Below are 10,157 nucleotides of genomic sequence, written 5' to 3'. Positions count from 1 at the left end.
TGCGGCACGTGGCGGTTGCCGGGCAGCACGGCGTACACCCCGAGTTCAGGCGTGTCGAAGGCGTCCAGCACCGGCACCAGCCGGCCGTCCGCCAGCCACGGGTCGAGGATGAAGTCGGGCTGGCAGGTGATGCCCATGCCGAGGGCGGCGGCTTCGGTCAGCACATCGCCGTTGCTGGCGCTCAGGCGCGCGCGCAGCGGGACGGCGACGGTCTGGCCGTCGACGGTGAAGGTCCAGCTCGGCGTGGCGTTGGCGGTGTAACCCAGACATTCGTGGTGGATGAGGTCGTCCGGCCGTTGCGGCGCGCCGTGGCGCGCGAGGTAGTCGGGTGACGCGACGACGATGAGACGGCTGGTGGCCAGTCGTCGGGCAACGGTGGCGGGGTCGAGCCGGGCAGTGACGCGGATCGCGAGGTCCATGCCCTCTTCGATCAGGTTCACCCGCCGGTCGTTGCAGTCGATGTCCAGAGTGACTTCGGGGTAACGCCGCGCGAAATCGAGCAGCAGCGGCGCCAGGCGCTTCAGACCGTAACTCAGCGGCGCGCCGATGCGGATCGCGCCGCGCGGCGTCTGCCGCGCTTCGCCGATGCCGGTTTCGGCCGCTTCGACCAGGTTCAGGATGACGCGACACTTTTCCAGATAGGCGGTGCCGGCCGAAGTGAGTGACAGGCGGCGCGTGCTGCGCGCCATCAGCTTCACGCCGAGGTGGGCTTCGAGCCCGGCGATCTGCCGTGTGACCACCGAGCGCGCCACGTTGAGCTGCTGCGCCACGGCCGAAAAGCTGCCCAGTTCGGCCACCCGTACGAACAGCTGCATCGCGTCGAGTCGGTCCATTGTTGTCATTCCAGCAACGATCAATTACTGATTGTGGCCTATTTCGGCGCAACGATGACGGCTATGGTTCGGTCATGGACTTCAACACCGCTCTGATGACCACCCCATCCCGCACCACCGCCGGCCTTGCATCACTGTTCGTGCCGCACGGCGCACCGACCTTCGCACTGCAACCCGGTGCTGCCGGCGCGGCGCTGGCGGCGATGGCCGCACGGCTGCCCCGGCCGCGCGCCGTCGTCATCGTCAGCGCGCACTGGGACACCGCCGTGCCGACCGTGGGCGCGGCGACCCGTTTCGACACGATCCATGATTTCAGCGGCTTCCCGCCGGCGCTGCGCGCGCTGCGCTACCCGGCCACCGGCTGCCCGGAGCTGGCGCGCAGCGTGGCGGGGGCGATCGAAGCGGCCGGTCTGCCGGTGCAGCTCGACACGACGCGCGGGCTCGACCATGGCGCATGGGTGCCGCTGCGCCTGATGTATCCGGACGCTGACGTACCGGTGATCGCGCTGTCGATCCAGAGCACGGGCGGGCCCGATCAGGCCTGGCGGCTCGGCCGCGCGCTGTCCGCACTGCAGCCGGGGCTGCTCGTCATCGGCTCGGGCAATCTGACGCACAACCTGCGCGACTGGCACGCCGTGTCGCACCTGGGCGCCGACACACCGGGCTATGTGCGCGGCTTCGCCGAGTGGGTGGCCGAAAAGTTGAGCGCGGGCGACACCGCTGCGCTGATTGACTACCGGCGCCGCGCCTCCGGCGGCGTTCAGGCGCACCCGAGCGAAGAACATCTGCTGCCGCTGTTCGTCGCGTTGGGCGCGGCGGGCGACGGTGCACCGGCGACGCGCTTTCATGCAGGCATCGACGAGCACGTGCTGGCGATGGATGCCTGGTCCTTCACCCCCGCGTTACAGGGAGACACGCGATGACCTTCACGAACACCCGCGACAACTACGGTCGCATCGCCCGATGGCTGCACTGGACAACCGCCGCGTTGTTTCTCGCTGCCTACTGCTCGGTCTATTTCCGCCAGTGGTTCACCGAGAAGCAGACGCCGGAGAACCTGACCGCCCTGCAGATCCACCTGTCGGTCGGCGTGACGATTGCGGTCATCGTCGTGCTGCGCGTGCTGTGGCGTCTGGGCACCACGCAGCCGGCCGACGAGCCGGGTACGCCGCTGGCGCACCGTGCCGCGCATCTGGGCCACATGGCGCTGTATGCGGTGATGATCGTCGCGCCGATCACCGGCTATCTGGGTACCGGCGTCGATACCGACTTCTTTTTCCTGTTCGACATACCGAAGTTCGAAAGCACGGCGCTGTTCCAGGCCGTGGTGGCCGATGGCATGGGACTGGATTTCAAGACCTTCGAGAAGCCGATCGACTTCATCCACAAGGATGTACTCGGCGCCTGGCTGATCTGGCTGCTGATCGCCGGCCACGCCGCGGCGGCGCTTTACCACCACTTCGTCAGGCGTGACCGCACGCTGCTGAAAATGACCACCGGCGGCTGAGCCGCGAACAACGAAAGTTCGTGCCGCACTACCGCCATATCCATATGCAATACCACAGGAGCACTGCCATGACCCCGCTTAAAACCCTTGTTGCCGCACTCGCCCTCACCACGCTCGCCGCACCCGCGTTGGCGGCCCCTGAAACCTACAAGCTCGACGCCGGCCACACCTTCCCGCGCTTCTCGTACAACCACTTCGGCTTCTCTACACAGCTGAGCCGCTTCAACAAGACGACAGGCACGGTGACGCTTGACCGCGCCGCCCGGACTGGCACCGTGGATATCACCATCGACACGACGTCGGTCGATACGGGTTTCGCGGTGTTCGACGAACACATCCAGGCGGAAGACTTTCTCGATACCGCGAAGCACCCGACCGCGACGTTCAGGTCGAGCAAGGTGGTGTTCAGCGGCGACACGCCCACCGCGGTCGACGGCGTGCTGACGCTCAAGGGCGTGAGCCGGCCGGTCACGCTGAAACTGACGTCCTTCCAGGCCATGCCGCACCCCATCCTGAAAAAGGACGCCCTTGGCGCCAACGCGACCGTCACCGTCAAGCGCACCGACTTCAACATGGGCAAATACGCCCCGCATGTGGGCGACGAGGTCACGATCGATGTCGCGGTGGAGGCGATCCGGGAATAGGCCGTCCACCGCGCGGTGGATGTGCAGGCCGGCGGCTGTGGGAGTCAGCGGCTTGTGGGAGCCAGCGGCTGTGGGAGCGGCGTCCCCGCCGCGATCAGTGCCGCGATGGTCGCTGATCAAAGTGAGTATCGCGGCGAGGACGCCGCTCACGAAAACCTCGCTGCTCGCCACCCGCTACGGTGGCTCGCCAGGAAGGCCAGTCATCGATGTCGCTCTCGCCGGCCGGCGCGGGACAGCGGTGTGTCAGGCCAGCTTGCGCACCGTCTTTTCGCGCGCCCACTGACGGGTGCCCGCAGCGGCAATGAAGCCGGCGACATCATCGACATCGAACACACCTGCGTCGGCGACAACCCCGGCGGCCTTCAGCAGCGTGCGGCCCCCGTCGTCGAGCATCAGCGCCTTCAGGTGACCGAAGGCGTCGCGCACGAAATCGATGGCCGAGGCGTCGGCAGACAGTTCCACCGCACCCGGCGACGACAGCACGATGGCCACCGCGTCGAACATGACCGACGGCGTGCCGGCGAGCTGGCCGTCAGCGGCGAACGTCGAACCGTCGCGCAGCTTCGCACCGCCGACCTTGGGTGCGACAAGTTTCACCGTCGCACCGGCTTCGACCAGCGCCGTGTGCAGCGCTTCGATCGCTGTGTCATCGGTGCCGTCATTCATCAGGATGCCGACGACCCGTCCGGTCAGCGTGTTGCGACCCTTGCCGATGGTGCGCAGCGCCGGTGACGGCTCGCGGTCCTGCACCGGTCGGGCCGCAGCGGGCGGTGCCGGCAGCTCGATCATGCCGAGACCGTCGGCCACCCGACGCGCCAGTGCCTCGTCGATATGGCGCAAATGTCCGACCATCGCGGCGCGGATATGCGGGTGCTCGACCTTGGACAGCTCGAACACGAGTGCCGAGGCAATGTGCGCCTGTTCATGTTCGGTCTGGCTGCGCCAGAACTGGCGTGCCTGGCTGTAGTGATCAGCGAACGTGTCGGCGCGGATGCGGCCGCGCTGCCCGCCCTCGTCGATGGCCATACTGCGAAAGCCTGTGTCTGGTGATTCGCGCGCCACGTCCGGTGCCAGCGAATTGGGTTCATAGGCCACGCGCCCCTTGGGCTGGCCCATCTGCATGTGACCATCACGCTGCTGGTTCGAGAACGGGCACTGCGGCGCATTGACCGGAATCTGGTGGAAATTGGCCGAGCCGAGGCGCGACAGCTGGGTGTCGAGATAGGAATGCAGACGCCCCTGCAGCAGCGGGTCGTTCGAAAAGTCGATGCCGGGCACCAGATGCGACGGGCAGAACGCCACCTGTTCGGTTTCGGCGAAGAAATTGTCCGGCCAGCGATCCAGCACCATGCGGCCGACTTCCTGCAGTGGCACCAGTTCTTCCGGGATCAACTTGGTCGAGTCGAGGTGGTCGAACGGGAAAGCGGCCGCCTCTTCTTCGGTGAACAACTGCACCGACAAGGTCCATTCGGGGAAATTGCCGGCGGCGATGGCTTCGAACAGGTCGCGCCGGTGAAAGTCAGGGTCGGCACCCGCGATCTTGACCGCTTCGTCCCATACCGTCGATTGCAGGCCGAGCACCGGACGCCAGTGGAACTTGACGAAGGTCGATTTGCCGGCCGCGTCGATCAGCCTGAAACTGTGGATGCCGAACCCTTCCATCATGCGCAGCGAACGCGGCAGCGTGCGGTCGGACATGGCCCACATGACCATGTGCATCGATTCCGGGGTCAGCGAAATGAAGTCCCAGAAGGTGTCGTGTGCCGAGGCGGCCTGCGGAAAACCGCGGTCCGGCTCCATCTTCACGGCGTGGATCAGGTCCGGAAACTTGATCGCGTCCTGGATGAAGAACACCGGAATGTTGTTGCCGACCAGATCCCAGTTGCCCTGCTGCGTATAGAGCTTGACCGCGAAGCCGCGCACGTCGCGCGGGGTGTCGACCGAACCGGAACCGCCAGCCACCGTGGACAGGCGGCAGAACACGGGCGTGCGGGTACCGACTTCGGTCAGCACTGCAGCGGTTGTGTAGTCGGCCAGCGAGTGGGTCAGTTCGAAGTAGCCATGCGCACCGCTGCCGCGTGCGTGCACGATGCGTTCCGGGATGCGCTCATGGTCGAAGTGCGTGATCTTCTCGCGCAGGATGAAATCTTCCAGCAGCGTCGGTCCGCGCGGGTGGGCACGCAGCGAGTTCTGGTTGTCGGAAATCGCCAGCCCGTGGTTCGTGGTCAGTACCGGATGGTCTGCGCCGGCCAGCTGATGCAATTCGCCGCCATTGCCCGGGCAAGCCTTGCCGGACTCGGGTGCGGCGCCTTTGGCCTTGCTGTCATGCTTTTTCATGTGGTGTGTCCTTCGAATGTCTGTGGAGCGCGGAGGCGCATGGAAAATCGGTCGCGCCGGGTTCAGCTGTGCAGGAACTCGAGCACGTCGGCGATGAAGCGCGTCTTGTGGCTGGCGAACAGGCCGTGCGGCGCACCCTCGTACTCGATGAAACGGGCGTGCAGGATGGCGCGTGCGGTCAGGCGCGATGAAGATTCGATCGGCACGATCTTGTCGTCACTGCCGTGGATGATCAGTGTCGGCACCGTGAAAGACGCCAGATCGCCGCGGAAGTCGGTGCTCGAAAAGGCCTTCGCGCAGGCCAGGGTCGCCTTCAGGCTCGCCTGCATCGACACCGAACAGGCCCACGCCATCACCTCGTCGCTGACCGGGTGCGACACCATGCCGACACCGAAGAAGTTCTTGAAGAAAGGCGGCCAGAAGGCAGCGCGATCGGTCGCGATGGCGGCGGCGGTTTCATCAAACTTCGCCTGCTCGACGCCATCCGGGTTGTCATCGGTCTTCAGCCGGAACGGCAATGTCGAGGCCACCAGCACCGCCTGCTTCACCTTGTTGCCAGCGTGGCGCGACATGTAGCGCGCCACTTCGCCGCCGCCCATCGAAAAGCCGAGCAGTGTGGCGTCCTGCGCGCCGGTCTGTTCCAGCACGTCGGCCAGGTCGTCGGACAGTGTGTCGTAGTCATAACCGGTCCATGGCTGGTCCGAACGGCCAAAGCCCCGCCGGTCATAACTGATGGCGCGCATGCCGGAGTCGGCGATGGCCATCGACAGGTCGTCGAAACTGTCGGCCGACAGCGGCCAGCCGTGGGTCATCACGACCGGGCGGCCCTGGCCCCAGTCCTTCACGTACAGCTTCACGCCGTCGCGCGTGGTGAGATGGTTCATGGTGATCTCCGATCAATCGATACAGTTCATGCCGGCGTGTGGGGCGCGGCCGGAAGGTCATCCCTGGAGTGCTGGAACTTCAGATCCTGCCGGCCTTCTTGCGGGCCGCCGTGAGGCAGTGGCTGCGCGTATCGCTGGCCATGGCTTCGCACTTCTCGACCGCGCGCTGGTATTCAGCATCACGGCGGGTGTCGACCGGCGTCTGCGCAACGATGCCGGCGGCTGCGGCCCGGGCCTCGGCCAGCGCGCTCGCCTGCGCCGCCTTGGCTTCGGCGAGACAGCGCGCCTTGTCACCGCCCACCTTCTTGTCGCACCGCTCGCGTGCCACCGCGTACGCGCCTTCAGCGCGCACCACGGGTATGGCCGCTGCATCCGAATGATGGCCACTGCGGCGGTATGCGAGTTCGGCATGCGCCAGGGCCTGCACGGCTCGCGCCTGCTCGACGCAGATGTCCTTGGTATCGCTGGTCAGCTCGTCGCACACCGCCCTCGCGTGTGTGAAGGTCGACGCGATGCGCTGAGTCTCCAGTTCGAACTCGAAACGGTTCATCGGCCCGGCTGCGAGCGCCGGCCAAGACAGCAACACGAGTGCGCCGCGGGCAAGGATAAGGAACAGAGGGTTCATCGTGCGGTCATCGGAAACGGAAGGTGCGGTTCGCTGGACAGTTGCACCGTTGTATTCACCCATCGCAGTCAGGTCTGTTCGCCAGCGCACGCGTTGCCGGCCCATGATCCGGACGTGAGCCTGCAGACCGTGAATGCCCCACCCGCGCTGTGTCCGTCAGCGCACAGACAAGGATTTGACCGATGACCACGATGCAGGCCCGTGTACCCATAAGTCGGAGAAAAATTCATGAGTCTTGGAACCATATTGCTGATCGTGCTGGTGTTGATCCTGATCGGCGTCATTCCGACCTGGGGTCACAGCCGCAACTGGGGTTACGGCCCGAGCGGCGCACTGGGTCTGGTTGTCATCGTGCTCATCGTGCTGTTGCTGATGGGCCGCATATGACGCAGCGCAGGGCTGCGGCATCGCGTCCGGGCTATCTGACGGGTGCGATGCTGGCGCTCTGCGTGCTGCTCGCCGGCTGCGGCGAAGCGGCGAAACTGCCGGTCAGCGCCGGCACCGGGCCCGAACCAGTGCTGCCGGCGCCCGTCGGAACACTATTGCCCACGGTGAATATCGCGCCCGCCATCGGCTGGCCCGATGGGGGCACTCCCCTCGCCGCACCTGGCACACAGGTCGCTGCCTTCGCGCGCGGCCTCGATCACCCGCGCTGGCTGCACGTGCTGCCCAACGGCGACGTACTGGTGGCGGAAAGCAATGCGCCGGCAACACCGGACGACGGCAAGGGATTCAAGGGCTGGATCAGCGGACTGGTCATGAAGCGGGCCGGCGCAGCGGTACCCAGCGCCAACCGCATCACCCTGCTGCGCGACAGCGACGGCGACGGCATCGCCGACCTGCGCAGCGTGCTGCTCGCCGGCCTGAACTCGCCCTTCGGAATGGCACTGGTCGGCGACACGCTGTACGTCGCCAACACCGACGCGGTGGTCGGCTTTCCTTACGTCACCGGCAATACCGAAATCACTGCGCCCGGCGTCAAGCTGGTCGATCTGCCCGGCGGGCCGATCAACCATCACTGGACGAAGAACCTGATTGCCAATCCGGAAGGCAGCCTGCTCTACGTCACGACCGGGTCGAACAGCAATGTCGCCGAGCGCGGCATGGCTGCCGAAGAAGGTCGCGCCGCCATCTGGGAAGTGGATCTGGCAACGCGCACGCACCGCCTGTTCGCGACCGGCCTGCGCAACCCGAACGGCCTGGCGTGGGAACCGCATCGCAACACCCTGTGGACGGTGGTGAATGAACGCGACGAAATCGGCAGCGACCTGGTGCCCGATTTCCTCACATCGGTGCGCGATGGCGACTTCTACGGCTGGCCGTACAGCTATTTCGGCCAGCATGTCGATGTGCGGGTGCAACCGCAGCAGCCCGCGTTGGTCGCGCGAGCCCGCAAGCCCGACTATGCACTGGGGCCGCACACCGCCTCGCTCGGTCTGGCGTCGTCAGCCGGCACCACATTGCCTGCGGCATTCGCCAGCGGCATGTTCGTCGGCCAGCACGGCTCGTGGAACCGCCGGCCGCACAGCGGTTACAAGGTGATTTTCGTGGCATTCGACAACGGCAAGCCGGCTGGCGAACCGGTCGATGTGCTGACCGGATTCCTGAGCCCGGACGGCGAAGCCCATGGCAGGCCGGTGGGTGTCGCACTCGACCGGAAGGGCGCGCTGCTTGTGGCCGATGATGTCGGCAACACAATCTGGCGCGTCACGACAGCGGCGAAATGAGCACGACCCTGAGCACGACCCTCAGGCTTGCTGCCGGATTCACGACTACGCTCGTCGTGATGGTCTTGCTCGACATGATCTGGCTCGGCCTCGTCGCGAAATCGACCTACCAGCAGGGTATCGGCCACCTGATGGCCGAGCGGCCGATCATCCCGGTGGCCGTGCTGTTCTATCTCATCTATGCGGTCGGACTGACGATCTTCACCCTCCGGCCATTCGCCGGGCAGCCCGGCCTCGGGCAGACCGTCATCGCCGCTGCGCTGTTCGGCTTCTTCGCCTACGCGACCTACGACCTGACAAACCTTGCGACGCTGAAGGACTGGCCGGTACGCATCGTGCTGATTGACATCGCCTGGGGCACCTTCGTCAGCGCCGTGTCCGCCACCGCCGGCAAATGGATGCTCGACCGGCTCGCCGCGGGCTGACTGCCATCGCGGACAGGGTCCGCTCCTGCGAAGGGCAAGCACCGTTACGGTTTTCGTAGGAGCCTGCCCTGCAGGCGATTCCGGTCTCCGAAATGGCGACTCCGCTCGATCACGTGCGTATCGCGGACAGGGTCCGCTCCTACTCAGGGCAACACCGTCGCGGTTTTCGTAGGAGCCTGCCCCTGCAGGCGATACGGTCTCCGAAATGCGGCATCGCGTGATCGACGCGTGCATCGCGGACAGGGTCCGCTCCTACTCAGGGCAACACCGTCGCGGTTTTCGTAGGAGCCTGCCCCGCAGGCGATCCAGTCTTCGGACACGCGGCAGCGCGTGATCAACGTACGCATCGCGGACGGGGTCCGCTCCTACGAAGGGCAACACAGGAGCCGTCCCACGGGCGGCGAAGACGCCGCTCCCGCACTACGGCGCGTCACCTCACGGCAGCGTGTGCCCTTCGAACTGCTGTCTCAGCTTGAGCTTGAGCATCTTGCCGGTGGCGGTGTGCGGCATTTCATCCACGAACACGACGTCATCGGGAATCTGCCAGCGGGCGATCCTGCCTTCGTAGAACGCGAGCATCGCGGCGCGGTCGAGGTCGGCGCCGGGCTTCTTCACGACGACCAGCAGCGGTCGCTCGTCCCATTTCGGGTGGCGGCACGCGATGACCGCCGCCTCGAGCACGGCCGGGTGCGCCATCGCGATGTTCTCCAGCTCGATCGAACTGATCCACTCACCGCCCGACTTGATCACGTCCTTGCTGCGATCGGTGATCTGCATGTAGCCGTCCGCGTCGATGGTGGCGACGTCGCCGGTGGCGAACCACCACTGGCCGTCGAGCTCGCGCAGCGCGGAAGCGGCTTCGCCGAAATAGCGCTCGATGACCCAGCCGCCGCGCACCAACAGGTCACCGCTGCTGCGGCCGTCCCACGGCAGCGCACGGCCGTCGTCGCCGACGATGGCCAGATCGATGCCGCAGATCGCGCGGCCCTGCTTGTTCAGCAACGCGCGCTGCGCATCCGGCGGCAGCGTCGCGTGCTGTGCCTTCAGCCGCGACAGCGTGCCAAGCGGCGACAGTTCGGTCATGCCCCAGGCGTGGATCACCTGTACGCCGAAGTCCTCTTCGAGCGTCTGCCGCATGGCCGGCGGACAGGCCGCGCCGCCGATGACGGTGCGCT

General features: G+C 66.1%; 11 protein-coding genes. 6 read left to right on the top strand and 5 right to left on the bottom strand.

Going from position 1 to position 10,157, the window contains the following annotated elements:
• Positions 1-833 (bottom strand): LysR family transcriptional regulator (locus tag Q8R75_RS12215; RefSeq protein WP_305663676.1); only part of this gene is annotated, 833 nt, incomplete at its 3' end.
• Positions 834-907: 74 nt separating this feature from the next.
• Between Q8R75_RS12215 and Q8R75_RS12210 the strand changes: the two genes are divergently transcribed.
• The 3 genes from Q8R75_RS12210 (at position 908) to Q8R75_RS12200 (ending at position 2,984) form a co-directional block, all read left to right on the top strand.
• On the top strand, positions 908-1,756 hold the full coding sequence (locus tag Q8R75_RS12210; RefSeq protein ID WP_305611488.1) for a class III extradiol ring-cleavage dioxygenase: 849 nt from the start codon (positions 908-910) through the stop codon (positions 1,754-1,756).
• Positions 1,753-2,340: a cytochrome b gene (locus Q8R75_RS12205; RefSeq protein ID WP_305611487.1), complete on the top strand. Its 588-nt coding sequence runs from the start codon at positions 1,753-1,755 to the stop codon at positions 2,338-2,340. The genes Q8R75_RS12210 and Q8R75_RS12205 overlap by 4 nt, the downstream gene beginning before the upstream one ends.
• 68 nt (positions 2,341-2,408) lie before the next feature.
• Positions 2,409-2,984 carry a YceI family protein gene (locus Q8R75_RS12200; RefSeq protein ID WP_305611486.1) on the top strand — a complete coding sequence of 192 codons (576 nt, stop codon included), beginning with the start codon at positions 2,409-2,411 and terminating at the stop codon, positions 2,982-2,984.
• A 243-nt stretch (positions 2,985-3,227) separates the two neighbouring features.
• On the opposite strand, the gene Q8R75_RS12195 is transcribed toward Q8R75_RS12200, so the two are convergent.
• The 3 genes from Q8R75_RS12195 to Q8R75_RS12185 all read right to left on the bottom strand — a co-directional run bounded on the left by Q8R75_RS12195 (position 3,228) and on the right by Q8R75_RS12185 (position 6,830).
• Positions 3,228-5,321, bottom strand: coding sequence for a catalase (locus tag Q8R75_RS12195; RefSeq protein WP_305611485.1), 2,094 nt, complete (start codon positions 5,319-5,321; stop codon positions 3,228-3,230).
• 62 nt (positions 5,322-5,383) lie between these two features.
• Positions 5,384-6,205, bottom strand: a complete 822-nt coding sequence (locus Q8R75_RS12190; protein WP_305611484.1) for an alpha/beta hydrolase — start codon at positions 6,203-6,205, stop codon at positions 5,384-5,386.
• A 79-nt stretch (positions 6,206-6,284) separates the two neighbouring features.
• Positions 6,285-6,830 (bottom strand): hypothetical protein, encoded by a 546-nt coding sequence (locus Q8R75_RS12185; RefSeq protein WP_305611483.1) that lies wholly within the window; start codon positions 6,828-6,830, stop codon positions 6,285-6,287.
• Positions 6,831-7,058: 228 nt separating this feature from the next.
• Between Q8R75_RS12185 and Q8R75_RS12180 the strand changes: the two genes are divergently transcribed.
• From Q8R75_RS12180 to Q8R75_RS12170, 3 genes are read left to right on the top strand one after another with little or no spacing between them, the layout of a single operon-like run.
• Positions 7,059-7,217: a DUF3309 family protein gene (locus Q8R75_RS12180; RefSeq protein WP_305611482.1), complete on the top strand. Its 159-nt coding sequence runs from the start codon at positions 7,059-7,061 to the stop codon at positions 7,215-7,217.
• Positions 7,214-8,557, top strand: a complete 1,344-nt coding sequence (locus Q8R75_RS12175; RefSeq protein WP_305611481.1) for a sorbosone dehydrogenase family protein — start codon at positions 7,214-7,216, stop codon at positions 8,555-8,557. Before Q8R75_RS12180 ends, Q8R75_RS12175 begins: the two co-directional genes overlap by 4 nt.
• Complete coding sequence (locus Q8R75_RS12170) at positions 8,554-8,982, top strand: DUF2177 family protein (RefSeq protein WP_305611480.1); 429 nt, start codon at positions 8,554-8,556, stop codon at positions 8,980-8,982. The genes Q8R75_RS12175 and Q8R75_RS12170 overlap by 4 nt, the downstream gene beginning before the upstream one ends.
• A gap of 435 nt (positions 8,983-9,417) precedes the next feature.
• Here the strand turns inward: Q8R75_RS12170 and Q8R75_RS12165 are convergent.
• Positions 9,418-10,157, bottom strand: a 740-nt coding sequence (locus Q8R75_RS12165) for an AMP-binding protein (protein ID WP_305663675.1), incomplete at its 5' end; no start/stop codon positions are given.

This window comes from Methyloversatilis sp. (assembly GCF_030696805.1).
Classification (GTDB): Bacteria; Pseudomonadota; Gammaproteobacteria; order Burkholderiales; family Rhodocyclaceae; genus Methyloversatilis.
The sequence above is the reverse complement of the archived record's forward strand: the minus strand, read 5'-3'. Positions and strand labels throughout refer to the sequence as shown.

Excerpts from the sequence above, each read along its gene's own strand:
- Q8R75_RS12195 (WP_305611485.1), bottom strand. The coding sequence starts at position 5,321 with ATGAAAAAGCATGACAGCAAGGCCAAAGGCGCCGCACCCGAGTCCGGC.
- Q8R75_RS12200 (WP_305611486.1), top strand. The coding sequence starts at position 2,409 with ATGACCCCGCTTAAAACCCTTGTTGCCGCACTCGCCCTCACCACGCTC.
- Q8R75_RS12210 (WP_305611488.1), top strand. The coding sequence starts at position 908 with ATGGACTTCAACACCGCTCTGATGACCACCCCATCCCGCACCACCGCC.
- Q8R75_RS12190 (WP_305611484.1), bottom strand. The coding sequence starts at position 6,205 with ATGAACCATCTCACCACGCGCGACGGCGTGAAGCTGTACGTGAAGGAC.
- Q8R75_RS12170 (WP_305611480.1), top strand. The coding sequence starts at position 8,554 with ATGAGCACGACCCTGAGCACGACCCTCAGGCTTGCTGCCGGATTCACG.
- Q8R75_RS12180 (WP_305611482.1), top strand. The coding sequence starts at position 7,059 with ATGAGTCTTGGAACCATATTGCTGATCGTGCTGGTGTTGATCCTGATC.
- Q8R75_RS12185 (WP_305611483.1), bottom strand. The coding sequence starts at position 6,830 with ATGAACCCTCTGTTCCTTATCCTTGCCCGCGGCGCACTCGTGTTGCTG.
- Q8R75_RS12205 (WP_305611487.1), top strand. The coding sequence starts at position 1,753 with ATGACCTTCACGAACACCCGCGACAACTACGGTCGCATCGCCCGATGG.
- Q8R75_RS12175 (WP_305611481.1), top strand. The coding sequence starts at position 7,214 with ATGACGCAGCGCAGGGCTGCGGCATCGCGTCCGGGCTATCTGACGGGT.